The sequence below is a fragment of the Brachybacterium sp. J153 genome, assembly GCF_036311905.1.
In the GTDB taxonomy this organism is placed as follows: Bacteria; Actinomycetota; Actinomycetes; order Actinomycetales; family Dermabacteraceae; genus Brachybacterium.
Genome location: NZ_JAZDCH010000006.1, coordinates 74,187 through 97,210, shown reverse-complemented (window position 1 = coordinate 97,210; position 23,024 = coordinate 74,187). Strand labels below are relative to the sequence as shown.

The window sequence follows — 23,024 nt, the reverse complement described above, 5'->3', positions numbered from 1 at the left end:
CCCGGTGACCGCGTCGACCCTCCCCGGCCCCGTGGAGTGGCCGGGAGACCTGCTGCCCCCGCCGTTCGCCGACGGGGCGCGCCCCGGACTGCTCGACGTGCTGCCGCCCCTGCTGCACCGCCCGCAGCCCGGTCGGGACCTCGTGCTCCTGCTCGACGGCGTCGGGGCGGACCTGCTCCGCGAGCACCGCTCGCTCACCCCCACGCTGAGGCGCCTGGAGGGGGAGGTCCGCCGGATCCGGACCGTCGCCCCGTCGACCACGGCGAGCGCCATGGTGTCGCTGCACACCGGACTCAGCCCGCTCGAGCACGGCGTGATCGGCTATCTCACCCGCGATCCGGCGACGGGCACGGTCGTGAACCAGCTGACCGGGGACCCGCGGGTCCGCCCGGAGGAGTGGATGCCGCTGCCCACCCCGGTGGAGGCGGGGACACGGCATGCGGTGCAGGTCGCACCCGCGAAGCATCAGCGCTCGCACCTCACGGGAGCGGCCTACCGGGGGTGGGACTTCCTGGCGCACGGCCGTGGCGATCGGGTCGAGGCGGTGCGCACGGCGTTGCACCGGGCCGGGCCCGATGGGCTCGTGCACCTGCACCACGACGCGGTCGATCACGCCGGACACCATCACGGGATCGACTCCGAGGCGTGGCGGGATGCGCTGGCCGAGGCGGACGCGCTGCTCGGTGCCCTGCTGCGTCGCCTGCCGCGCGGCACGCGGATCCACGTCACCGCGGATCACGGCATGGTCGACACCTCGCCGCAGCGCACGATCGACCTGGCCGAGCATCCGGCGGTCCACCGTCTGATCGCGGAGGTCGCGGGGGAGCCGCGGGCGGCGACGCTCTTCGCGGTGCCCGGGGCGGAGGCCGATCTGGCCGGCGCCCTGCGGGAGCTCCTCGGCGAGCGGGCGCTCGTGCTCGAGCGGGAGGAGGTCCTGCGCATCGGACTCCTCGGCCCGGCGGGACGCGCACCGGACCCGCGCGTGGCCGGGCGCCTCGGTGACGTGCAGCTGCTCGCCCGGGGTCGGTGGAACATCGAGGACTCCTCCCGGCGGCCCACCGGGGCGCCGACGCTGATCGGCGTCCACGGATCGCTCACCGCGGCAGAGTCCTGGGTGCCGCTGCTCACCGTGACGGTCTGAGCGAGGGCAGGTCCGCGCCGGGGCAGGTCAGAGCCAGGGCAGATCCGAGAGGAGGCGGACCGGCCTCCTTCAGCTCTGCCGGCCTCAGTCGTGCTTCGAGCCGAAGACGATCTCGTCCCAGCTGGGGATCGAGGAGCGCTTGGACTTGGAGCGCGCAGGGCGCGCCGGCTTCGCGGGGGCGTCCTCCGCGGCGGGGTTCTCGGACTCGTCCGAGGCGCTCCGGGCCGACGGGAGATGGTCGAAGCCGGGCAGCGGCGTGAGGTCGACCGTCTCCTGGTGGTGCACCGCGCCGATCGGGGCGGAGCCCTCGGCCGGCTCCTCCTGGTCCGCCGACGCCACCGGTGCGGTCTCGTCCGCGTCCGGCCCGGCGGCCTCGATGTCGTCTTCAGCCACGGGATCCTGGTCCTCGTCCCGCTCGGAGATCCCGGTCGCGGGGCGCGTGGCGTCGTGCTCGGCGAGCGCCTCACGGTCGGCGGGATCGGCGGTCTCATCGAGGTCTGCCGGCTCGTCGCTGCCGGTGGCGCGCGCGGGCGCCGTCTCCGGGGTCTCCTCGTCCGCGAGGCTCGACCACACCGTGCCGCCGTCGTCCAGCGGCGGCACCGAGCGCAGTCCGCGACGGGCGTTGAGCGCCTCGAGCTCATCCTCCTCGAAGGCAGAGGGCCGCCCCGGCTGATCGGTCCGGCCGGGGCGCGCGCCGGGCCAGGTGTTCCGGCTGCGACGGGGAGCGCCGGTGGTCTCGTCGATCGAGTCGTCGCTCTCCACGTCGTACACCGCGCTCTTGACGGCCATCAGGCGGGCTGGGCCGCGGGTGGGCGCGGGAGGGGCGTCCTCATCGCTGATCCAGCGGGCCTCGTCGTCGATCGGGGTCACGGTGCGGGTCTCGAGGTCGGCGATCCACTGCGCCTGACGGGTACGTCCCCCCGCCGCGAAGGTCAGCTCGAGGGTCCAGGTGCCGTCGGGGCGGCGCCAGGCGTCCCAGGCGGTATCGCCGGCGGCCTCGCGGGCCAGGAGACGCTCGCGCACCACCTCGAGCAGGGCGGGTCCGCCCCGGCCGACGGGGAAGGTGCCGGCGCGCTGCGCCGTCCACTCGCGCTCGGCGAGCACGGGCCCCTCGTAGCGGCGCACGTGCTCGAGCGGGATGTCGGCGGACTCGGAGATCTCCTCGGCGCTGCGGCCCGCGCGGAGCATCGCTTGGATCTCGCGGGGGCGCACCGGAGCGGAGGAGGCCGCCTGGATCGCGCCGAGGGCGGGGCGGTCGGTGCGGACGGCGGCGCGCAGGGCGGCGTCGATGCGCACTGTGAAGCGGGTCCCCTCCGAGTCGACGAGGATCAGGTGCTCCCCGTCGTCATGGATCCCGTCGAGCTCGAGCTCTCGCATCGTCGTCCTCTCCGTCGCTGCCCTGGCCTGCGTCCTGCGGTCGCCGTGTGCGCACCCACGTCGGGGCGCGGCGGGGCGCTGTGGGGCGTGGGCACCCCGCGGGCCGTGCGTCCGCTAGGCCGCGACCTTACCGCGCGAGCCTGCTCACCGGGCCCGCTCAAGGGCTCGGATCGCCGCGTGTCGTGCTCCGGGTGGCATCCTGTTGAGTCCCGCAGGCCTCTCTGCAATAATGCCGCCGCATTCCGCGTTGGGAAGCGCGTCGACCACCGGGGGACCGGCCGGCGTTCCACGACGACGGACGGCCCCCGCCCCACAGGTCGAACGACCCTCCGAGAACACTCGAGACAACCCAGAACGGACCGTAGATGGCCACTGATTACGACGCACCGCGCAAGAACGACGACGAGTCCGGCGAGGACTCGATCGAGGAGCTGAAGGGTCGCCGGAACGAGGCCGCGACCCCGGTGGTGGATGAGGACGAGGCCGAGGCCGCGGATTCCTACGAGCTGCCGGGCGCCGATCTCTCGGGCGAGGAGCTCTCCGTCCGGGTCCTCCCGCGTCAGGCCGACGAGTTCACCTGCGCGAGCTGCTTCCTGGTGAAGCACCGCAGCCAGATCGATCACGTCGAGGGCACCCTCATCATCTGCAAGGAGTGCGCCGCCGCCTGAGCGAGCACCCGCCCCGATCACGGCGCCGTCCCCCTGAGGGGCGGCGCCGTCGTCGTCTCCGGTCCGAGCCGGCCCCGTGCTCCGGAGCCGGGCTCGAGCTCCCGGGCGGAGTCGGCGCCTCAGCGGGCGGTGGCGGCCTGCGCGGTGCGCACCGCGAGCGCGAGGTCCTCGGGCCGACGGGTGGAGGCGACCCACGCCGTCGTGGGGTCCTCGGCGTCGAGCACCGCGATGCGCAGGCCCCGTGCGACCCAGGGCCGCGTGCAGTGGTGGGCGAGGGGCTCGAAATCCTGCCCCATCGTCCGCTGCCAGTCCTCGCCGCGGAGCACCTCCGGCTCGCCGAGCAGCTCCGTGGGGATGTGCGCCCGGCCCAGGCGCAGCTCGCCGCCAGCGACCTCGAGCACGGGCGAGGCCAGGACGATGACCACTGCTCCCACGATCAGGGCGAGGACGCCCGCGACGAGGGCCCCGATGGTCCCGAGCGGCGCCACGGCGATGCCGACCACCACGGCCAGCAGCACGACGACCGCCGCGGTGCCGGGTCCGGGCAGCAGGCGCTCGTGGAAGAGCCGACCGTCCTCCCCGATCGCGGGAGGATCTCCTGCGGGGCGCGGGGACACGGTATCGGCGGGATCGGCGGACATGCCGCCATGTTCTCACGCCCGTCCGGGGTGCCCGCGGGGAGGTCCCGGGCACAGGTCGCCGAGGGCCGTCGCGCGCACCGGTCGTCCCAGCGCCTACCCTGGACCCCATGCCCGAGATGCCCTCAGCCCCCGGCTCCCCGGATCCGCGCGGCACGACCCTGCGGGTCCGTCGTGCTCCCGGGACTCCGCTGCCTCATCGCGCCCATCACGACGACGCCGGCCTCGATCTCGCGAGCGCCGAGGACGTCGTGATCCCGCCCGGAGGTCGCGCCCTGGTCGACACCGGCCTGGCCATCGCGCTCCCGGCCGGCACGGTCGGCCTCGTCTGCCCGCGCTCCGGGCTCGCGGCGAAGCACGGCGTCACGGTGCTCAACGGCCCCGGCGTCGTGGACGCCGGGTACCGCGGGCCCGTCAAGGTGGCCCTGCACAACACGGACCTCGAGCAGTCGGTCACGCTGCGGGTCGGGGATCGCATCGCCCAGCTGGTCGTGGTGCCCTTCCTCGCCCCCGTGCTCGAGGACGTCGAGGACCTGGACGAGACGGACCGGGCTCAGGCGGGCTTCGGCTCGAGCGGCGGGCTCGCCGCCGCCCTGTCCGACCGCGAACAGCAGCAGGAGGGATGAGGATGGGACTGTTCTCCCGCAGGAAGAAGGCCGAGGTCGAGGAGATCGAGGGCCTGGACGCGCTCGACACCGACGACCCCGGGACGCCGGGCGAGGAGGCCGACACCGAGGACGCGACCCGGTCGGAGGGCGCGGACGCACCCGCCGACGGCGACGACACCGTCGAGCGACCGGATCACCTCGACGCGGGGCCCTTCGACGCCCACGACGCCCCCGAGGAGGACCGGATCGACCTCGGTGCGCTGCTCGTCCCCACCATCGACGGGATGGAACTGCGCATGGAGGTCGACCAGCGCAGCGGCAACGTCACCGGCGCGAACCTCGTGATCGAGGGATCCTCCCTCCAGGTCCAGGCCTTCGCCGCCCCCAAGTCCCGCGGACTGTGGGACGAGGTGCGCACTTCGCTGCGCGACTCCGTGGTCAAGCAGGGCGGCACCGCCGAGACCCGTCCCGGTGTGTTCGGCACCGAGCTGATCACCCGCCTGCCCGTCAAGCGCGCCGACGGACGCACCGGCTATCGCCCGGCGCGCTTCCTCGGCGTCGACGGCCCGCGCTGGTTCCTGCGCGCGATCCTCACCGGGAAGGCACTCGGCGACCGCGCCCAGGCCGAGCGCTTCGAGACCCTGATCTCCCGCCTGGTCGTCGTGCGCGGCACCGAGGCGATGGCTCCCCAGGAGCTGATCCCGCTGCACCTTCCCGGCCAGCGTCCCGGCCTCGCCCAGATCGCCGAGGGCCCGCTCGACCCGCTGGCCCGCGGTCCCGAGATCACCGAGGTCGGATGAGCGCCGCCGGCACCGAGCCCCGGGACCCCGGGACGACGACTCCCACGCCGGAGCGGCCTTCGGAGGGCTCGTCGGCCCCGAGCACGGGCCTCGGCGGCGTGCTGCAGCAGGAGGAGTTCTCGGTCGCTCAGGCGATCGGCGGGCCGCGCGGCGTCGCCGAGTCGGTCCTGCCGACCCTCGTCTTCCTCGTGCTGTACCTGGTGACCCGTTCGGTGATGGCCGCCGCCCTCGCCGCGGTCGGGGTCGTGGCCGTGCTGCTCGTGGTGCGCCTGGTCCAGCGGCAGAGCCCGGCCACGGTGCTCGGGGGTCTGCTCGGGGTCGCCCTCGGCGCCGTCCTCGCCATCCGCTCGGGCGACGGCACCGACTTCTACGCCCCGGGGATCGCGATCAACGCCGTCTCCGTGCTGGTGCTGCTGGTCTCGCTGCTCGCTCGGCGGCCCCTCGTGGGTCTCGTGGTCGGGGTGCTGGACCCGCGGGTGCAGGACTGGGCCGAGGACCCCGACGCGCGCCGCGTCTACACCCGGGCGACGCTGCTCTTCCTCGGGCTCTACGTCGCGAAGCTCGCGGTGCAGGTCCCGCTGCTCCTCACCGGCCAGGTCGCCGCCCTCGGCGTCGCCAAGCTGGTCATGGGTCTGCCGGCCTTCGCCGTCATCGCCTACCTGGTGTGGCTGCTCCACCGGGCGCTGCTCGCGCGGCGCGCGGCCGCCGACGCGGGCTGAGCGGACGCGCCGGGCGCGGGATGTCCCCGGGACGCCCGCGGTGGTGGGACACTGGTCGCCGACATGACCGCTGTCAGATTCCAGCGGAGCAGCCACCTGATCGACCGGAGCCGGTCCCGCGACGTCCAGACGCGGGCGGAGAGGGAGTGGACCGATGAGCACGGACCCCGAACGCGACGCGAGCGGCCCGGCGCCGGACGGACGACTCCTCACCCTCTCCGTCGGCGCGCCCGCCGCCGGGGGCACCTTCGTGGCCCGCCATGAGGGCCGGGTCGTGTTCGTGCGCGGGACCGCCCCGGGGGAGACGGTGATCGCGCGCCTCCTCGACGATCCGGCCGAGAAGCCCGATGCGCGCTTCTGGCGCGCCGAGGCGGTCGAGGTCCTCGAGCCCGGGGTCGATCGCGTCCCGACGGTGTGGGAGGAGGCCTCCGCCGAGGGGATCGGCGGTGCCGAGTGGTCCCACATCGCCCTGCCCGCGCAGCGCCGCATCGCGACCGAAGTCATGCAGGAGCTCCTGCGCCGCGCCGGGGTGAGCAGCTATCCCATCGAGGAGGTGCAGGTCGAGCCGGCCACCCACGACATGGACGGACTCGGCTGGCGCACGCGCATGCGCTTCGCGGTCGACGAGGAGGGGCACGTGGGGATGCGCGGCTGGCGCTCCCACGACGTGCACCCGCTCGGGGCGAACCCGCTCGCGGCCCGCGCGATCCGCGATCTCGACCTCGGATCCTGGACGGCGCCGGAGGGCGTGGAGGCCATCGACGCGGTCGCCCCCTCGGTCGGCCCCGCCTCGGTGGTCCTGGTGGGCCGGGACCTGGACCCGGCGACGATCCGCGTCCCCGAGGAGTGGGGCGATGTGGACGTGTCCGTGCGGACCTCTCGCGGGCTCGTCCCGCTCCGCGGTGACGGCATGGTGCGCGAGCGCGTCGGCGATCGGCTGTTCGCGGTCTCGGCGACCGGGTTCTGGCAGTCCCATCGCCGGGCCGCCGAGCTGCTCAGCGAGGCCGTCTCGACGGCGCTGCGCGCACCTCGCGGCGGCAGCGCCTGGGACCTCTACGGCGGGGTGGGGCTGTTCGCCGCCGTCGCCGCCGAGCAGGTGGGGCGGGACGGCACCGTCGTCTCCGTCGAGGGGAACCGACGGGCCTCTCAGCTCGCCGCGGAGAACCTCCAGGACCTCCCGCAGGTGTCGACCGGCACGGCCGACGTCACCGACTGGGTGCGCGCCCGGCGCGGCGGGGTCGACGTGGTGGTCCTGGATCCGCCGCGCAACGGCGCCGGGCTCGAACTGATGGACCTGCTCGCCGCCGCGGTGCGGCAGCGCATCGTCTACGTGTCCTGCGAGCCATCGACCCTCGCCCGGGACCTCGCCGCGATCGAGAAGAAGGGATGGGGCCTCACCGAGCTGCGGGCCTTCGACCTCTTCCCGCACACGCACCACATCGAGTCCGTCGCGGTCCTCGAGCGGGTCTGAACCGGTCTGGGCAGGCGGCCGACCCGCCCCGGGCCGAGCTGACGACCTGTCAGCTGGAGGCCCCGATCCGTGGTAGAATTTATCTTGACTTCAAGATATCTGCCGGGGTCGCCCCTGCAGACCACCACCTCACCTGCACACTCGTCCGGATCGGCGGTCGGCGCGTTCGCCTGCCGCCGTCGGTGCGCGCGCCTACGATGAGGGGGTCGCCCATCAACCGAGGAGTTCTTCCATGAGCACCATCGACTCGTTCCACGCGAAGCAGCAGCTCGCCGTCGGCGGGACCGACTACGAGATCTACGCCCTCGACGCCGTGCCGGGCGCCGAGAAGCTGCCCTACAGCCTCAAGGTCCTGCTCGAGAACCTGCTGCGCACCGAGGACGGCGCGAACATCACCGCCGATCACGTCCGCGCTCTGGCCTCGTGGGATCCCTCCGCCGAGCCCGCGACGGAGATCCAGTTCACCCCGGCCCGCGTGATCATGCAGGACTTCACCGGCGTGCCCTGCGTCGTCGACCTCGCCACCATGCGCGAGGCGATGGAGGACCTCGGCGGCGACCCCGAGAAGATCAACCCGCTCGCCCCGGCCGAGATGGTCATCGACCACTCCGTCATGATCGACGTCGCCGGCCGCCTGGACGCGCTCGAGAAGAACATGGAGCTCGAGTACGAGCGCAACCGCGAGCGCTACCAGTTCCTGCGCTGGGGCCAGACCGCCTTCGACGACTTCAAGGTCGTCCCCCCGGGCACCGGCATCGTCCACCAGGTCAACATCGAGTACCTGGCCCGGACCGTCATGACCCGTGAGGTGTCCGTCAACGGGGAGGCGCCGGTCCTGCGCGCGTACCCGGACTCTTGCGTCGGCACCGACTCCCACACCACCATGGTCAACGGCCTGGGCGTGCTCGGCTGGGGCGTCGGCGGCATCGAGGCCGAGGCCGCGATGCTGGGCCAGCCCGTGTCGATGCTGATCCCCAAGGTGGTCGGCTTCAAGCTCACCGGCGAGATCCCCGCCGCGGCGACCGCGACCGACGTCGTGCTCACCATCACCGAGATGCTCCGCCAGCAGGGCGTGGTCGGCAAGTTCGTCGAGTTCTACGGCGAGGGCGTCTCCCAGGTCCCGCTCGCGAACCGCGCGACCATCGGCAACATGAGCCCGGAGTTCGGCTCGACCTGCGCGATCTTCCCGATCGACGACGTCACCGTCGACTACCTCCGCCTCACCGGCCGCTCCGAGGAGCAGCTCGCGCTCGTCGAGGCCTACGCCAAGCGCCAGGGCCTGTGGCACGACCCGAGCATCGAGGTCGCCTACTCCGAGTACCTCGAGCTGGACCTCTCCACCGTGGTCCCCTCGATCGCCGGCCCGAAGCGTCCCCAGGACCGCATCATCCTCACCGAGGCCAAGGAGTCCTTCCGCGAGGTGCTGCCCTCGTACGCCGCCGATCATCCGGTGCAGACGAACGGCGACGGCTCCTTCCCGGCGTCGGATCCCGCGACCCCCGACTCCGACAACGAGTCGGGCGGCGCCGCGCCCGTGCACCAGCACGTCGTCGGCCGCGCCTCGAACCCCGTCCAGGTCAAGGGCAGGGACTTCGAGATCGACCACGGCATCGTCTCGATCGCCTCGATCACCTCCTGCACCAACACCTCGAACCCCTCGGTGATGATGGCCGCCGGCCTGCTGGCCCAGAACGCCGTGGACCGCGGCCTCGCGGCCAAGCCGTGGGTCAAGACCTCCATGGCCCCCGGCTCGCAGGTCGTCACGAACTACTACACGAAGGCCGGCCTGTGGCCCGCCCTCGAGCAGCTCGGCTTCCACCTGGTGGGCTACGGCTGCACCACCTGCATCGGCAACTCCGGCCCGCTGGATGCGGAGATCTCCGAGGCCATCGCCGAGAAGGACCTCGCGGTCACCGCGGTGCTCTCGGGCAACCGCAACTTCGAGGGCCGCATCAACCCCGACGTGAAGATGAACTACCTGGCGTCCCCGCCGCTGGTCATCGCCTACGCGCTCGCGGGCACGATGGACTTCGACTTCGAGAACGACCCGCTGGGCACCGACAAGGACGGCCAGGACGTCTACCTGCGCGACATCTGGCCGAACCCGACCGATGTCGAGCGTGTGATCGGCGAGAACATCACCCAGGAGATGTTCTCCGCCGACTATCAGGACGTCTTCACCGGCGATGAGCGCTGGCGCGGGCTGGAGACCCCCGAGGGCGCGACCTTCGACTGGGATGCCGAGTCCACCTACGTGCGCAAGCCCCCGTACTTCGAGGGCATGGGCCAGACCCCCGAGCCGGTCGAGGACATCCGCGGTGCGCGGGTGCTCGCCAAGCTCGGCGACTCCACCACCACGGACCACATCTCGCCCGCGGGTTCCATCAAGCTCGACTCCCCGGCCGGGAAGTACCTGCAGGAGCACGGCGTGGCCCGCAAGGACTTCAACTCCTACGGGTCGCGGCGCGGCAACCACGAGGTGATGATCCGCGGCACCTTCGCGAACATCCGCATCAAGAACCAGCTGCTCGACGGCGTCGAGGGCGGGTACACGAAGAACTTCCTGACCGGCGAGCAGGAGTTCATCTACGACGCGGCGCAGGCGTACGCGGCGGAGGACATCCCGCTGGTGGTGCTGGCCGGCAAGGAGTACGGCACCGGCTCCTCGCGCGACTGGGCCGCCAAGGGCACCAAGCTCCTGGGCGTCAAGGCCGTCATCACCGAGAGCTACGAGCGCATCCACCGCTCGAACCTCATCGGCATGGGCGTGCTGCCGCTGCAGTTCCCGGCGGGGGAGAGCGCCGACTCGCTCGGGCTCGACGGGACCGAGACCTTCGACATCGCGGGCGTCACCGCGCTGAACGAGGGCACGACCCCGAAGACCGTGGCCGTCACCGCCACCAAGGAGGACGGCTCGGTCGTCACCTTCGACGCGGTGGTCCGTATCGACACCCCCGGCGAGGCGGACTACTTCCGCAACGGCGGCATCCTGCAGTACGTCCTGCGCTCGCTCGTCGCCTGATCGACGTACTGCGAGGGACGAGCGGTAGGAGATCAGGCAGTAGGTTCCGGCCTGATCGACGTACTGCGAGGGACGAGCGGTAGGAGATCAGGCAGTAGGTTCCGGCCTGATCGACGTACTGCGAGGGACGAGCGGTAGGAGATCAGGCAGTAGGTTCCGGCCTGATCGACGTACTGCGAGGGACGAGCGGTAGGAGATCAGGCAGTAGGTTCCGGCCTGATCGACGTACTGCGAGGGACGAGCGGTAGGAGATCAGGCAGTAGGTTCCGGCCTGATCGACGTACTGCGTGACAGACGGTGCCCCGTCCGGCAAATGCCGGGCGGGGCGCCGTCGTCGTGGACGGGTCCGCGCGGGTCTCCAGCGCCCCGCACGAGCACCCCTGATCACCCGATCTGCACGCCATTGCAGACGCCGGACGGTGACCGTGAAACCCCGGTGAAGATGTGCACGGATGTGACCATGTCGGCCGTCGATCCAGGTCAGCACGACGTATTCTGAGCGAGTCCCGCCCCCGCACCCCAGGGAGGACCGCGCGTGCCCACCACTCAGCAGCGCTCCCTCACCGGACCTCCGCGCCCCCGGACGACACCGCAGTCGTCGGCCGCCGCGGCACCCGTCGACGTACCGATCCCTTCGGACCCGGAGGCCCTCCGTCGGCTCCCCGCCGACCGGCTCCCCGGTCTCGCCCGCACCCTCCGTCGCCGCCTGCTCGAGATCTGCTCGCGCACCGGCGGACACCTGGGACCGAACCTCGGCGTGGTCGAGCTGACGATCGCCCTCCACCGCGAGTTCCGCTCACCGGCCGAGCCGATCGTCTTCGACACCGGGCATCAGGCCTACGTGCACAAGATGATCACCGGTCGTGCCGACCTCTCCGGCCTGCGCAGCGCCGGCGGCGTCTCGGGCTATCCGGATCGCTCCGAATCCCCGCACGACGTGGTCGAGAACTCCCACGCCTCCGGGTCGATCGCCTGGGCTCACGGTCTGGACCGCGCTCATCGGCTCGCCGGGGTCGACGGGGCGACGGTCGCCGTGATCGGCGACGGGGCGCTCACGGGCGGCGTCGGACTCGAGGCGCTCAACGAGCTCGCCACGGACCGCGGCTCCCGCACCGTCGTGGTCTTGAACGACAATACGCGCTCCTATGCCCCGACCGTCGGAGGTCTCGCCGCGCATCTCGCGGCGCTCCGCGCCGGGGACGTCGCCCCGGGCGAGGACGTCTTCACCGCCCTCGGGCTGGGCTACGTCGGCCCCGTGGACGGTCATGACCTCGGAGCGCTCGCGCAGGCGCTCACCCGCGCCCGGGTCCTGGCCGAGGCCGAGGACCGCGCCGGAGTGCTTGTCCACGTCGTGACCCGCAAGGGCGCCGGCTTCGCCCGCGCCGAGTCCGACCTCGTCGACCAGTGGCACTCCACCGGCCCGTTCGCCCTCGAGGAGCAGGAGGAGGCCGCCCGGGCCGCAGACACCTGGACCGCCCGGTTGGGACGAGCGGTGCTCGACGCCGCCCGCGCCGACGAGCGCGTGGTCGCCCTCAGCGCCGCGATGATCGACCCCGTCGGCCTCACCCCGATGCAGCGGGAGATGCCCGAACGCGTCCTCGACGTGGGCATCGCCGAGCAGCTCGCCCTCGACACCGCGGCGGGCCTCTCGGCCGGCGGGCGCCGACCGCTGGTCGCCCTCTACGCGACCTTCCTCAACCGTGCCCACGACCAGCTGCTCCTGGACCTCGCCCTGCACCGCGAGGACGTCGTGATCACCCTCGATCGCGCCGGCGTGACCGGCGACGACGGCCCCAGCCATCACGGCATCTGGGACCTCGCCCTCGCGACCCAGGTCCCCGGTCTGTCGCTGTGGGCGCCGCGCGATGCCGAGCGGCTCGAGGAGGCGGTCCCCGCCGCGCTCGGCACCCCGGGGCCGTCGATCATCCGCTTCCCGAAGGGCGCCTGCCCGCCCGTCCAGCCGGCCCGCACGCGGATCCCCGCGGGTGACGTGCTCGCCGGCGACCACGAGGCGCCGGTGGACCTGCTGCTGGTCAGCATCGGCGCCCTCGCACCCCGCGCCGTCCAGGCCGCGGAGGAACTGCTCGCCGAGCGCACGGACCTCAACGTCCTGGTGATCGATCCCGTGCAGGCCCTGCCGCTCCAGGACCCTCTCCTGGACCTCGCCGGTCGTGCCCGCGCCGTCGTCACCCTCGAGGACGGCCTCGCCGAGCGCGGCGTCGGGGCGGCTCTCGCCGTGCGGCTCCAGTCCCGTGCGACCCTCGCGCATCCCGCTCCGGTGGTGCGCACCCTGGGCGTCGCGGGGGAGTTCATCGCCCATGCCAAGCGCGACCAGATCCTGTCCGCTCAGGGCCTCGACGCCGACGGGATCGCTGCGACCCTGCGCGCCGTGCTCGGCTGAGCGCGCTCAGCCCAGCGAGCTGCGCGGGGAGGGGTCGTCCGCCCGGCCGGTGAGCACGATCGGCGCCCCGTCGGTGACCTGCAGGGTGTGCTCGGCGTGCGCGCCGCGGGACCCGTCGGCGGAGAGCTGGGTCCAGCCGTCGCGCTCGTCGACCCGGAGCTCCGAGGTGGTCGGGACGAGGAAGGGCTCGACCGTGATCAGCTGCCCGGCGACCAGCTCGGCGCCCGAGCCGGGGGTGCCGTGGTTCGGGACGAACGGAGCCTCGTGCATCGTGCGGCCCACGCCGTGCCCACCGAAGCGGTCGTTGATTGTGTAGCCCAGCGCGTGGGCCCGGTGCATGACCGCGTTCCCGATGTCGCCCACGGTCGCCCCGGCGGTGACCTGGTCGATCCCGGCCCACATCACCTGCTCGGTGTCTCGGATGAGCTGGAGGTCCTCCTCCCGCGGGGTGCCGACGGGGATCGTCAGGCAGGAGTCGGCGACCCAGCCCTCGAGCGAGACCGCGAAGTCGAGGGAGAGCAGGTCGCCGTCCTCGAGCACCCGGTCGTAGGGGCGTCCGTGCAGCACGCCATCGTTGAGCGAGGTGCAGATGACGTACCCGAAGGGGGAGGCGCCGAAGGCCGGGTGATAGTCGAGATAGCAGCTCGTCGCCCCCGCCTCGCGGATCAGGCGGTGCGCCTCGGCGTCGACCTCGAGCAGGTTCCATCCGACCTCGACGGTCTCCCGAAGGTGCGAGAGCACCGAGGCCACGAACTCGCCGGCGGGCCGGGCCTGCTCGAGGGTGGGCAGCTCGGCGGTGGAGGAGCGACGGCGGCGACCGAGGATCATGCCGTCGCCTCCTGCCAGGTGACGAGCCGTGCCCCGACCCAGGCGATGGCGGCACCGAAGAGGGCGGCCCCGATCAGGTGCAGGAAGACCACGATCTCGGGGAGCCCGGTGAAGTACTGGACGTAGCCGATGACGCCCTGGATCAAGGTCATGCCCAGCAGCCACCACGCGGCGACCCGGGCCTCGCGGCGGGCTCCGGTGTGGACGAGGACCACGAGCAGGGCGATCAGGAGGGCGCAGAAGAGGTAGACCGAGAGCGCATGCACCCGGGAGATCAGCACCGGGTCGAGCATGATCCGGGTGACGTCCCCGGCATCGCCCGAATGCGGCCCGGTGCCGGTCACGATCGTGCCGAGGACCAGCACCAGGAAGCCCACCGCGGCGAGGGGGACGTAGATCCACACCGCTGCACGGGGCACGGCCCGGCGCACGGGGCCGTCTCCGTCGTAGAGCCGGACGAGCAGCACCATCGAGGTCGCCGCCAGCACGGGGGAGATCAGGAAGTGCGGGCTGACCACCCCGGGGTGGAGGTCGGCGAAGACCACCACCATGCCGATCAGCGCCTGCAGGATCGTGCCGAGCAGCGGCACCCAGGCCAGGCGACGGAAGCCGACGCCCTTGTGGGACAGCCACCGCCAGGTCACCAGCAGCAGCGCCGCGGCGAAGACGCACAGCACGCCGGTCAGCATCCGGTTCCCGAACTCGACGAAGGGATGGATCCCCGACTCGAGGGTCAGCTCGGGCGTGAAAGTGCCCGGCTCGCAGTTGGGCCACGTCGAGCAGCCCAGTCCGCTGCCCGTCAGCCGCACCGCTCCGCCCGAGAGGATGATGCCCATCTGGCTGATCAGGTTCCCCCAGAACACGACCTGGGCGAGACGGGCCCGGCGGCGCGGCCCCCAGTCCAACCGGGCGTCGGGAAGGGTGGTCACGCTGCCGTGGCGCTCGGGAGCGCGCGCGGCAGCCGCGGGGGCGACGGGGGCGGAGGGCATGCCCTCGATTCTAGGGAGCCCGCCCGTGGATCCGCTGTGCCCCGCGCGGTGACCCGGGGCACGTCGGACGAGCCCTCAGGCGTCCGTCCAGCGGAACAAGCGGATCACCGCGAGGCTCGCGCCCACGGCCCAGATCACGAGCACGAGCGCGGAGCCGACGGAGAACGGGGAGCCCGCGAGGCAGGCCCGCAGCAGCTCGCCGAGAGCGCCCGAGGGGAGCAGGTCGACGAGGCCGCGCAGGAAACGGGGGTACTGCGCGACCGGGAAGGAGATGCCTCCCACCACGAACAGCACGAAGACGAGGTTCGAGGCGGCGAGCACGCCCTCGGTGCGCAGCCGACCCGCGAGCAGCAGGCCGAGGGCGCCGAAGGCCACGGTGCCGACGAGCCACACCGGAAGGGCGGCGAGCAGTCCCCACAGCTCCGGACGCCAGCCCAGGGCCAGAGCGAGCAGGCCGAGCACCGCTCCCTGCAGCACGTGCACCAGCAGGGTCGCCAGCACCTTCCCGGCGAGATAGCCGTCCCGGCCGAGCGGGGTGGTGGCGACCCAGCGCAGCACGCCGTTGCGCCGGTCGAAGCCGGTCTGGATCGCCTGGGAGGTGAAGGAGGTCGAGACCAGCGCCGTCGCGAGAGTCGCAGCGACCGCGGTGTCGATCGGGGCGACACCCTCGAGCCGGCCGACGGGCAGCAGCCGCAGACCGATCAGCACGAAGGCCGGGACGGCGATGGCGACCATCAGCTGTTCGCCGTTCGTCAGCAGGGTGCGCGCCTCCAGACGCGCATGGGCGAGGATACGGCGAAGTCTCGGGGCCGGTGCCGGGCCGGAGGACGGGGCGTTCGACGGGGCCTGGGAGGTCGGGGAGGCGGGATCGCCCGCCCGGGAGTCGGCGGAGAGGTCGGGGGCGGTCATCGGATCTCCTCCGTCGTCGGCGCGGCGCACGTCAGGTCGAGGAGCACCGCTTCGAGGTCCGCCGCCCCGGCGGCGCCCATCTCGAGTCGCGCGCCGTGGCGGGCGGCGAGCGCGCGGAGATCCTCTTCGAGGGTCGCCCGGGCGGTGGGGGCGATGCCGCTCAGCCGGGCGGTCACCGACCCGTCGGCGCCGGAGCCGCGGTGGTCCTCGATGACCTCCGCGACCGTCCCGGCGGCCACCGTGCGGCCCCGCGCGATCACGCACACCTCGTCGGCCAGCCCCACCACGTCCTCCATCAGGTGGGTGGTGAGGACCACGGCGGTGCCCTGATGGGCGAGGCCGCGCACGAGGGTGCGCACGCGGCGTCGGATCTCGGGGTCCATGCCCGCCGTCGGCTCGTCGAGGAAGACGAGGCGGGGCCGCCCGATGATCGCGAGCGCGAGGGCGAGCCGCTGGCGCTGACCGCCGGAGAGACGGCGCACGAGGGTGTCCGCGAAGTCGGTGATCCCCAGGTACTCGGCGACCTCGTCGATGTCGAGGGGGTGGGCGTGCAGCGAGGCCCCGTAGCGCAGGAGCTCGAGGGCGCGCGCCCCGGAGGTGAGCCCTCCGTCCTGGATCATCACGCCGACCTGCGCGCGATGCTCGGCGGTGGAGCGCCAGGGGTCGACCCCGAGCACCCGCACGGTCCCGCCCGCGGGCCGCAGCAGGCCCGTCGCACAGGAGATGGTGGTCGTCTTGCCGGCACCGTTGGGGCCGAGCAGCGCGGTGACCCGCCCGTGACGGGCGACGAGGTCGACCCCGTCGAGGGCGCGGACGGGGCCGAAGGAAAGGGCGAGGTCCTCGACGACGAGGGCTGGGGAATGGTCGGTCATGGCGCCGCCCATGCTAGGCCCCCGTCGTCGGTCGGCGGCTCAGCGACCGGCGACGTGCAGGGGCGTGTGCGCGGGATCGACGACCTCGGCCGCGAGCGGCGGCTCGGGGGCGGTGCCTCCCGGCCCCCAGGTGTCGGTCTCGAGGCGATCGCGATCGTGGGGCGCCATCAGCGGCTCGAGCGCCGGGCCGAGCGGCACGATCTGCGTGGGGTTGAGGTCCTCGTGCACGTAGTAGTAGTGCCGCTTGATCTGCTCGAAGTCGACGGTGTCGCCGAAGCCGGGGGTCTGGAAGAGGTCCTTGGTGTAGTTCCACAGGTTCGGCATGGAAGCGAGGGTCTGCCGGTTGGCCTTGAAGTGGCCGTGGTAGACGGGATCGAAGCGGATCAGGGTGGGGAAGAGGCGCACGTCCGCCTCGGTGATCGAGGGGCCCAGGAGGTAGCGGCTGCGGCCGAGGCGCTCCTCGAGCTCGTCCAGCGCCTCCCACAGCAGGGCGTACTCGCGCTCGTAGTCCTCCTGCGAGCCGGCGAAGCCCACCTTGTACACGCCGTTGTTGACGCGGTGGAGCATCCACGCGTTCAGCGCGTCGATCTCCTCCCGCTGGTGCTCGGGGTAGAGGTCCGGGGCGCCCTCGCGGTGGTGCTCGGTCCACTCGGTCGCGAAGTCGAGGGTGATGCGTTGGAAGTCGTTGGTGACGACGGCCCGGGAGGGCACGTCGACGACGGCGGGCACGGTGATGCCGCGCGGGTAGTCGGGGAAGCGGGCGAAGTAGGCCTGCTGGAGGCGCTCGTAGCCGAGCACGGGGTCGACGCCGCCGGGATCGAGATCGAAGGTCCAGGAGCGCTTGTCGTGCGTGGGGCCGGGCATGCCGACGGAGATCACGCCTTCGAGGCCCAGGAGCCGCCGGGAGATGAGGGTGCGGTTCGCCCAGGGACAGGCGCGGGCCGCGATGAGCCGGTAGCGACCGGCCTCGACCGGCCAGCCGTCGCGGCCGTCGCGCGTGATCCGATCATCGATGTAGGTCATGTCGCGGTCGAACGGCTTTCCCGTGCTCACGTACGCGCCTCGGGTCGAATGCTCCTCGCCGCTCTCGGGCGCGGTGGCCTCGTGCCCTGCCTGGCTCTCGGTGCTGCTCATGGTTCCCTCCGGTGCTCGACGGCGCGGTGCGCGGGGCGGGCCGCTTCCACGACCTGCCCCCAATATAGTTGAAAAGCGTAGCAGTTGGGGGAGGGTCGCGTCACCCCCGGGTAAGGGCGCCCTGGGTGGTTCGAGGCACACTACGGAGTAGGGTTTTGGAAAGCTCCCTGTTGTAAAATCGGTGGGGTCGCCGACGGTCGAGACGGAGGAGGCGCCGAGGACATGACGACTCCCCAGCAGGAGCCCGCCGGGCCGCACGCCACCCGGGACCGGCTGATCGACGCGATCTCCGCGCACGGGCCGATCACCGCCCGCCAGCTGGCCGAGCGCTTCGAGCTCACCAGCGCCGCCGTGCGTCGGCACCTCGCCCTCCTCGAGGCCGACGGGGTGATCGAGGAGCACGAGGTCCCGGTCGCCCATCGCGGCCGTGGCCGCCCGTCGAAGACGTTCGTGCTGTCCAAGGCGGCGCACGAGAAGCTCCCCGGGGGCTACGACGAGCTCGCCGTCCTCGCGGTCGCCGAGCTCGCCCGCCGAGGCGGGGAGGACGCGGTCGCCCAGCTCGCCGCCCGTCGCATCGCCGACTGGGAGAGCGCGCTCTCCGCGGAGGTCGAGCGCCGGGAAGCGGCGGGGGAGAGGATCACCCGCTCGCGGCGGATCGAGCTGCTCGCCGAGCTGCTCACCGACCGCGGTTACGCCACCACCGTGCGCCCGCTGCACGTCCCGCTGCCGACCGCCGGCGGACGTCCGGGGGAGATCCCGCGTACGCTCGTCACGGCCCAGCTCTGCCACGGCCGCTGCCCCGTCCTGGACGTCGCGGCCGATCATCCCGAGCTGTGCGAGGCCGAGTCCGAGCTCATCTCCCGCATCATCGGGGCCCCCGTCCAGCGCCTGGCCACCCTGGCCCAGGGCGCCCACGTCTGCACGACTCATATTCCGCTCACCGAGGGAAGGACATCATGACGAGCGCACCAGAGAAGCTCACACAGGACGAGATCATCGACTCCATCGGCAATTACGCCTTCGGATGGCACGACGAGGACTCGGCCGGGGCCAGCGCGCGCCGCGGTCTGTCCGAGGACGTCGTGCGCGACATCTCCGCCCGCAAGAGCGAGCCCGAGTGGATGCTCGAGCGCCGCCTCAAGGCGCTCCGGCTCTTCGAGAAGAAGCCGATGCCGACCTGGGGCCCGGATCTCTCCGGGATCGCCTTCGACGACATCAAGTACTTCGTCCGCTCCACCGAGAAGCAGGCCACCTCCTGGGAGGAACTGCCCGAGGACATCCGCGAGACCTACGACCGCCTGGGCATCCCCGAGGCGGAGAAGCAGCGCCTCGTCGCCGGCGTCGCCGCGCAGTACGAGTCCGAGGTCGTCTACCACCAGATCCGCGAGGACCTGGAGGAGCAGGGCGTCATCTTCCTCGATACCGACACGGCGCTCAAGGAGCACCCGGAGCTGTTCCGGGAGTACTTCGGCACCGTCATCCCCTCGGGCGACAACAAGTTCTCGGCGCTGAACACCGCCGTGTGGTCCGGCGGTTCCTTCGTCTACGTCCCCAAGGGCGTGCACGTGGAGATCCCGCTGCAGGCCTACTTCCGGATCAACACCGAGAACATGGGTCAGTTCGAGCGCACGCTGATCATCGCCGACGAGGGCTCGTACGTGCACTACGTCGAGGGCTGCACCGCGCCGATCTACAAGTCCGACTCGCTGCACAGCGCCGTCGTCGAGATCGTCGTGAAGAAGGACGCCCGCGTCCGCTACACGACCATCCAGAACTGGTCGAACAACGTCTACAACCTGGTCACCAAGCGCACCACCGTCGAGCAGGGCGGCGTCATGGAGTGGGTCGACGGCAACATCGGCTCGAAGGTCACCATGAAGTACCCGGCCGTGTGGCTGATGGGCGAGCACGCCCGCGGGGAGACCCTCTCCGTCGCCTTCGCCGGCGAGGGCCAGAACCAGGACACCGGCTCGAAGATGGTGCACATGGCGCCGCACACCTCGAGCTCGATCGTCTCGAAGTCGGTCTCGCGCGGCGGCGGCCGCAGCTCCTACCGCGGCCTGGTCCAGGTCATGCCCGGTGCCGAGCACTCCGCCTCGACCGTGCTGTGCGACGCGCTGCTGGTGGACACCATCTCGCGCACCGACACCTACCCCTACGTCGACGTGCGCGTCGACGACGTCCAGATGGGCCATGAGGCCACCGTCTCCAAGGTCTCCGAGGAGCAGCTCTTCTACCTGATGAGCCGCGGCATGGAGGAGACCGAGGCGATGGCGATGATCGTGCGCGGCTTCATCGAGCCCATCGCCCGCGAGCTCCCGATGGAGTACGCCCTCGAGCTGAACCGCCTGATCGAGCTGCAGATGGAAGGAGCAGTCGGCTGATGACCTCGACCGATGTCACCGATGTGAAGGGCCCCGAGAGCGCCGGGGACCCCACCGCGAACGAGGCCGTGGGCCATGCGGCGGGGGCTGCCCCCGTCGCCGCCGGAACCGCCCTCGAGGGCACCGACACCACGGCCGCTCCCGAGCTGGAGGCGGAGAACCTCTCCCTCCCCGGCCAGGGGCTGTCCGCCGCGCACGCCGCGGCGAACCGCGGGGCTCGGCTGCGCTCCTTCGAGGTCGCCGACCACGCCGTGCCCCGCAGCGACGTCGAGGAGTGGCGCTTCTCCCCGCTGCGCCGCTTCGCGCCGCTCTTCGAGGACGTCGCCACCGACGACCGCGAGGGCGATTTCGCCGTCGACTACGCGGTGAGCGTCCCCGAGGGCGCCCCGGAGCCGGGAGTCCTGGCCCCCGGTCAGGCGCCGCGCGGCACCGTCCTGGTGCCCGAGGACCGCACCTCCGCCGTCGCCTCCGCCCGCACCGAGCAGGCGCTGCACCTCGTGGCCGCGAAGAACGCCGCGTACGACACGCCGTTCCGCGTCGACATCACCGGGCGCGGCGCCGAGCGGCGCGGCAACGCCCACCTCGTGCTCGAGGCCGAGGAGTCCTCCTCCTCGATCGTGGTCCTGAACCACACCGGCTCCGCGCAGTACGCGCAGAACGTCGAGATCGTCGTCGGCGACAATGCCCAGATGACGGTCATCTCGGTCCACGACTGGGACGACGACGCCGTGCACATCGCCCAGCACCACGCCCGCGTGGGCCGCGACGCCCGCCTGAAGCACGTCGCGGTCACCCTCGGCGGCGGTGCGGTGCGCCTGAACGCGATCGGCGAGTACGCCGCCCCCGGCGGCGAGATCGAGAAGCTCGGCCTGTACTTCTCCGACGAGGGCCAGTTCTTCGAGAACCGGCTCTTCATCGACCACAGCGCCCCGAACTGCACCTCCAACGTCGCCTACAAGGGCGCGCTGCAGGGCAAGGGCGCGCGGTCCGTGTGGGTCGGCGACGTGCTGATCCGCAAGTCGGCCGAGGGGACGAACACCTACGAGCTGAACCGCAACCTGGTGCTCACCGAGGGGGCGCGCGCCGACTCTGTGCCGAACCTGGAGATCGAGACCGGTGAGATCGAGGGCGCCGGGCATGCCGCGGCGACCGGTCGTTTCGACGACGAGCAGCTGTTCTACCTGCGCGCTCGCGGCATCTCCGAGGTCGAGGCCCGCCGCCTCGTGGTGCGCGGCTTCTTCGCGGAGATCATCCAGCAGATCGATGTCCCCGAGGTGCGCGAGCGCCTCTCGGCCGCGATCGAGGACGAGCTCGCCCGGAGCATGAACTGATGTCGGACGCCTTCGTCCCCGTCGCCGCCCTCGCCGACCTCGACCCCGGTGAGGCGATCGACGTCGTCGCCGGCGGCATCGAGATCGCGCTGGTGCGCGACGAGGACGGCGGCGTCCACGCCCTCGAGGACCTCTGCTCGCACGACGAGATCGCGCTGAGCGACGGCGAGGTCGAGGGGTGCACCATCGAGTGCTGGAAGCACGGCAGCCAGTTCGACCTCGTCACCGGTCGTCCCCTGCAGCTCCCGGCCGTCCGGCCCGTGCGGGTCTTCCCCGTGCGCATCGACGAGAGCAGCGGCGCGATCCTCGTGGATCCGACCGCCGCCCCCGCCACCTGATCCTCCGGGTGCCCCGCGGCGCCCGACCCCAGCCCCACGTATTCACCAGCTTCCTGGTCAAGGAGAACCCCACATGTCGATCCTGGAGATCAAGAACCTCCACGCCACCGTCGAGACCCCTGAGGGCACCAAGGAGATCCTCAAGGGCGTCGACCTGACCATCAAGGGCGGCGAGACCCACGCGATCATGGGCCCTAACGGCTCGGGCAAGTCCACCCTCGCCTACGCCATCGCCGGCCACCCCAAGTACGAGATCACCTCCGGCGAGGTCCTCCTCGACGGCGAGGACCTGCTCGAGATGAGCGTCGACGAGCGCGCCCGTGCGGGTCTCTTCCTCGCCATGCAGTACCCCGTCGAGGTCCCCGGCGTGACCGTCTCGAACTTCCTGCGCACCGCCAAGACCGCGGTCGACGGCGAGGCACCTGCCCTGCGCACCTGGGTCAAGGACGTCAAGGGCGCCATGGACGACCTCAAGATGGACCCGGTCTTCGCCGAGCGCAACGTCAACGAGGGCTTCTCCGGCGGCGAGAAGAAGCGCCACGAGATCCTGCAGATGCAGCTGCTCAAGCCCTCCATCGCGATCCTCGACGAGACCGACTCCGGCCTCGACGTGGACGCGCTGCGCATCGTCTCCGAGGGCGTCAACCGCGCCAAGGAGAACACCGAGGTGGGCATCATGCTGATCACCCACTACACCCGCATCCTCAACTACGTGAAGCCGGACTTCGTCCACGTCTTCGTGAACGGCAAGATCGCCGAGCAGGGCGGCCCCGAGCTCGCCGAGCGTCTCGAGGCCGAGGGCTACGACCGCTTCCTCGTCGGCGCCGACAGCTGACCCCCGTCCGTCGGTCCGGACCGCCGCGTCCGGACCGACGGAGCCCATCCCACGCCGCGGGCCGAGCGCTCGCACCCCACCGGGAGGACCCATGACCGACCAGCAGACCCCGGCCTCGACGGTCACCGTCGAGGACGTCACCGAGGCCATGAAGGACGTGATCGATCCCGAGCTCGGGATCAACGTCGTCGACCTCGGCCTCGTCTACGGCATCACCGTCGAGAACGGCAGCGCCGTCATCGACATGACCCTGACCTCCGCCGCCTGCCCGCTGACCGATCTGCTCGAGGAGCAGACCTTCGCGGCGCTGGATCCCATCACGGAGTCCCACCGCATCAACTGGGTGTGGATGCCGCCGTGGGGGATGGAGAAGATCACCGAGGACGGCCGCGAGCAGCTGCGCGCCATCGGCTTCAACCTCTGAGCCGCCCTCCCCGCCCACCGCGCGCGGTGACCGGCGGGTCATGCCACAGACTTGGGGGAGTTCGCGAAGAATTCCCCCAAGTCTGTGGCATTTCTGCGGCGGGGCGGGGCCGCGGAGCCCCCGGGGCGGGGGCGG

At 72.1% G+C, this 23,024-nt stretch carries 21 protein-coding genes; 14 read left to right on the top strand and 7 right to left on the bottom strand.

Translation table 11 applies throughout. The annotated features are described in order from the left end of the window. The first annotated feature begins 4 nt into the window (after positions 1-4). Entirely contained in the window at positions 5-1,141 is a 1,137-nt protein-coding gene (locus V1258_RS04070) for an alkaline phosphatase family protein (RefSeq protein WP_329748474.1), read from the top strand. A gap of 84 nt (positions 1,142-1,225) precedes the next feature. On the opposite strand, the gene sepH is transcribed toward V1258_RS04070, so the two are convergent. Next, positions 1,226-2,518, bottom strand: a complete 1,293-nt coding sequence (sepH, locus tag V1258_RS04065; RefSeq protein ID WP_329748473.1) for a septation protein SepH — start codon at positions 2,516-2,518, stop codon at positions 1,226-1,228. A 365-nt stretch (positions 2,519-2,883) separates the two neighbouring features. Between sepH and V1258_RS04060 the strand changes: the two genes are divergently transcribed. Further along, complete coding sequence (locus tag V1258_RS04060; protein WP_329746842.1) at positions 2,884-3,186, top strand: DUF4193 domain-containing protein; 303 nt, start codon at positions 2,884-2,886, stop codon at positions 3,184-3,186. A gap of 119 nt (positions 3,187-3,305) precedes the next feature. Here V1258_RS04060 and V1258_RS04055 read toward each other — a convergent pair whose 3' ends face one another. Beyond that, the gene (locus V1258_RS04055; protein WP_329748472.1) at positions 3,306-3,827 is read right to left on the bottom strand and encodes a DUF3093 domain-containing protein; all 522 of its coding nucleotides are present in this window, start codon (positions 3,825-3,827) and stop codon (positions 3,306-3,308) included. A gap of 107 nt (positions 3,828-3,934) precedes the next feature. Between V1258_RS04055 and dut the strand changes: the two genes are divergently transcribed. The 6 genes from dut (at position 3,935) to V1258_RS04025 (ending at position 12,845) form a co-directional block, all read left to right on the top strand. Next, positions 3,935-4,450: a dUTP diphosphatase gene (gene dut, locus V1258_RS04050; RefSeq protein WP_329748471.1), complete on the top strand. Its 516-nt coding sequence runs from the start codon at positions 3,935-3,937 to the stop codon at positions 4,448-4,450. Between the two features lie 2 nt (positions 4,451-4,452). Beyond that, positions 4,453-5,232 carry a DUF3710 domain-containing protein gene (locus V1258_RS04045; protein ID WP_329748470.1) on the top strand — a complete coding sequence of 260 codons (780 nt, stop codon included), beginning with the start codon at positions 4,453-4,455 and terminating at the stop codon, positions 5,230-5,232. Next, positions 5,229-5,951: a DUF3159 domain-containing protein gene (locus tag V1258_RS04040; RefSeq protein ID WP_329748469.1), complete on the top strand. Its 723-nt coding sequence runs from the start codon at positions 5,229-5,231 to the stop codon at positions 5,949-5,951. Before V1258_RS04045 ends, V1258_RS04040 begins: the two co-directional genes overlap by 4 nt. Before the next feature lie 154 nt (positions 5,952-6,105). Then, a complete protein-coding gene (locus tag V1258_RS04035; RefSeq protein WP_329748468.1) occupies positions 6,106-7,422 on the top strand; it encodes a class I SAM-dependent RNA methyltransferase in 1,317 nt (438 codons plus the stop codon). A gap of 232 nt (positions 7,423-7,654) precedes the next feature. Then, positions 7,655-10,444, top strand: coding sequence for an aconitate hydratase AcnA (acnA, locus tag V1258_RS04030; RefSeq protein ID WP_329748467.1), 2,790 nt, complete (start codon positions 7,655-7,657; stop codon positions 10,442-10,444). Positions 10,445-10,979: 535 nt separating this feature from the next. After that, positions 10,980-12,845, top strand: coding sequence for a 1-deoxy-D-xylulose-5-phosphate synthase (locus tag V1258_RS04025; RefSeq protein WP_329748466.1), 1,866 nt, complete (start codon positions 10,980-10,982; stop codon positions 12,843-12,845). A gap of 6 nt (positions 12,846-12,851) precedes the next feature. Here V1258_RS04025 and map read toward each other — a convergent pair whose 3' ends face one another. The 5 genes from map to V1258_RS04000 form a co-directional block, all read right to left on the bottom strand. Further along, on the bottom strand, positions 12,852-13,673 hold the full coding sequence (map, locus tag V1258_RS04020) for a type I methionyl aminopeptidase (protein ID WP_329748465.1): 822 nt from the start codon (positions 13,671-13,673) through the stop codon (positions 12,852-12,854). Further along, positions 13,670-14,662 (bottom strand): COX15/CtaA family protein, encoded by a 993-nt coding sequence (locus tag V1258_RS04015; RefSeq protein WP_329748464.1) that lies wholly within the window; start codon positions 14,660-14,662, stop codon positions 13,670-13,672. Before V1258_RS04015 ends, map begins: the two co-directional genes overlap by 4 nt. A gap of 75 nt (positions 14,663-14,737) precedes the next feature. Then, a complete protein-coding gene (locus tag V1258_RS04010; RefSeq protein WP_329748463.1) occupies positions 14,738-15,571 on the bottom strand; it encodes an ABC transporter permease in 834 nt (277 codons plus the stop codon). Then, entirely contained in the window at positions 15,568-16,443 is an 876-nt protein-coding gene (locus V1258_RS04005; RefSeq protein ID WP_329748462.1) for an ABC transporter ATP-binding protein, read from the bottom strand. The genes V1258_RS04010 and V1258_RS04005 overlap by 4 nt, the downstream gene beginning before the upstream one ends. A gap of 39 nt (positions 16,444-16,482) precedes the next feature. Next, the gene (locus V1258_RS04000; RefSeq protein WP_329748461.1) at positions 16,483-17,577 is read right to left on the bottom strand and encodes a glutathione S-transferase family protein; all 1,095 of its coding nucleotides are present in this window, start codon (positions 17,575-17,577) and stop codon (positions 16,483-16,485) included. Between the two features lie 222 nt (positions 17,578-17,799). On the opposite strand from V1258_RS04000, the gene V1258_RS03995 reads away from it, so the two are divergent. The 6 genes from V1258_RS03995 (at position 17,800) to V1258_RS03970 (ending at position 22,889) form a co-directional block, all read left to right on the top strand. Continuing rightward, on the top strand, positions 17,800-18,537 hold the full coding sequence (locus V1258_RS03995; RefSeq protein WP_329748460.1) for a helix-turn-helix transcriptional regulator: 738 nt from the start codon (positions 17,800-17,802) through the stop codon (positions 18,535-18,537). Beyond that, positions 18,534-19,961: a Fe-S cluster assembly protein SufB gene (gene sufB, locus V1258_RS03990; protein ID WP_329748459.1), complete on the top strand. Its 1,428-nt coding sequence runs from the start codon at positions 18,534-18,536 to the stop codon at positions 19,959-19,961. The genes V1258_RS03995 and sufB overlap by 4 nt, the downstream gene beginning before the upstream one ends. Then, complete coding sequence (sufD, locus tag V1258_RS03985; RefSeq protein WP_329748458.1) at positions 19,961-21,292, top strand: Fe-S cluster assembly protein SufD; 1,332 nt, start codon at positions 19,961-19,963, stop codon at positions 21,290-21,292. Before sufB ends, sufD begins: the two co-directional genes overlap by 1 nt. Continuing rightward, positions 21,292-21,630: a non-heme iron oxygenase ferredoxin subunit gene (locus V1258_RS03980; protein WP_329746826.1), complete on the top strand. Its 339-nt coding sequence runs from the start codon at positions 21,292-21,294 to the stop codon at positions 21,628-21,630. The genes sufD and V1258_RS03980 overlap by 1 nt, the downstream gene beginning before the upstream one ends. A gap of 73 nt (positions 21,631-21,703) precedes the next feature. Continuing rightward, on the top strand, positions 21,704-22,465 hold the full coding sequence (sufC, locus tag V1258_RS03975) for a Fe-S cluster assembly ATPase SufC (protein ID WP_329746825.1): 762 nt from the start codon (positions 21,704-21,706) through the stop codon (positions 22,463-22,465). Between the two features lie 91 nt (positions 22,466-22,556). Next, on the top strand, positions 22,557-22,889 hold the full coding sequence (locus V1258_RS03970; RefSeq protein ID WP_329746824.1) for a metal-sulfur cluster assembly factor: 333 nt from the start codon (positions 22,557-22,559) through the stop codon (positions 22,887-22,889). The last annotated feature ends 135 nt before the right edge of the window (positions 22,890-23,024 follow it).

Bases quoted from the DNA above. Each gene is read 5' to 3' on its own strand.
- sepH (WP_329748473.1), bottom strand. From the start codon at position 2,518: ATGCGAGAGCTCGAGCTCGACGGGATCCATGACGACGGGGAGCACCTG.
- V1258_RS04060 (WP_329746842.1), top strand. From the start codon at position 2,884: ATGGCCACTGATTACGACGCACCGCGCAAGAACGACGACGAGTCCGGC.
- V1258_RS04055 (WP_329748472.1), bottom strand. From the start codon at position 3,827: ATGTCCGCCGATCCCGCCGATACCGTGTCCCCGCGCCCCGCAGGAGAT.
- dut (WP_329748471.1), top strand. From the start codon at position 3,935: ATGCCCGAGATGCCCTCAGCCCCCGGCTCCCCGGATCCGCGCGGCACG.
- V1258_RS04045 (WP_329748470.1), top strand. From the start codon at position 4,453: ATGGGACTGTTCTCCCGCAGGAAGAAGGCCGAGGTCGAGGAGATCGAG.
- V1258_RS04040 (WP_329748469.1), top strand. From the start codon at position 5,229: ATGAGCGCCGCCGGCACCGAGCCCCGGGACCCCGGGACGACGACTCCC.
- V1258_RS04035 (WP_329748468.1), top strand. From the start codon at position 6,106: ATGAGCACGGACCCCGAACGCGACGCGAGCGGCCCGGCGCCGGACGGA.
- acnA (WP_329748467.1), top strand. From the start codon at position 7,655: ATGAGCACCATCGACTCGTTCCACGCGAAGCAGCAGCTCGCCGTCGGC.
- map (WP_329748465.1), bottom strand. From the start codon at position 13,673: ATGATCCTCGGTCGCCGCCGTCGCTCCTCCACCGCCGAGCTGCCCACC.
- V1258_RS04015 (WP_329748464.1), bottom strand. From the start codon at position 14,662: ATGCCCTCCGCCCCCGTCGCCCCCGCGGCTGCCGCGCGCGCTCCCGAG.
- V1258_RS04010 (WP_329748463.1), bottom strand. From the start codon at position 15,571: ATGACCGCCCCCGACCTCTCCGCCGACTCCCGGGCGGGCGATCCCGCC.
- V1258_RS04005 (WP_329748462.1), bottom strand. From the start codon at position 16,443: ATGACCGACCATTCCCCAGCCCTCGTCGTCGAGGACCTCGCCCTTTCC.
- V1258_RS04000 (WP_329748461.1), bottom strand. From the start codon at position 17,577: ATGAGCAGCACCGAGAGCCAGGCAGGGCACGAGGCCACCGCGCCCGAG.
- V1258_RS03995 (WP_329748460.1), top strand. From the start codon at position 17,800: ATGACGACTCCCCAGCAGGAGCCCGCCGGGCCGCACGCCACCCGGGAC.
- sufB (WP_329748459.1), top strand. From the start codon at position 18,534: ATGACGAGCGCACCAGAGAAGCTCACACAGGACGAGATCATCGACTCC.
- sufD (WP_329748458.1), top strand. From the start codon at position 19,961: ATGACCTCGACCGATGTCACCGATGTGAAGGGCCCCGAGAGCGCCGGG.
- V1258_RS03980 (WP_329746826.1), top strand. From the start codon at position 21,292: ATGTCGGACGCCTTCGTCCCCGTCGCCGCCCTCGCCGACCTCGACCCC.
- sufC (WP_329746825.1), top strand. From the start codon at position 21,704: ATGTCGATCCTGGAGATCAAGAACCTCCACGCCACCGTCGAGACCCCT.
- V1258_RS03970 (WP_329746824.1), top strand. From the start codon at position 22,557: ATGACCGACCAGCAGACCCCGGCCTCGACGGTCACCGTCGAGGACGTC.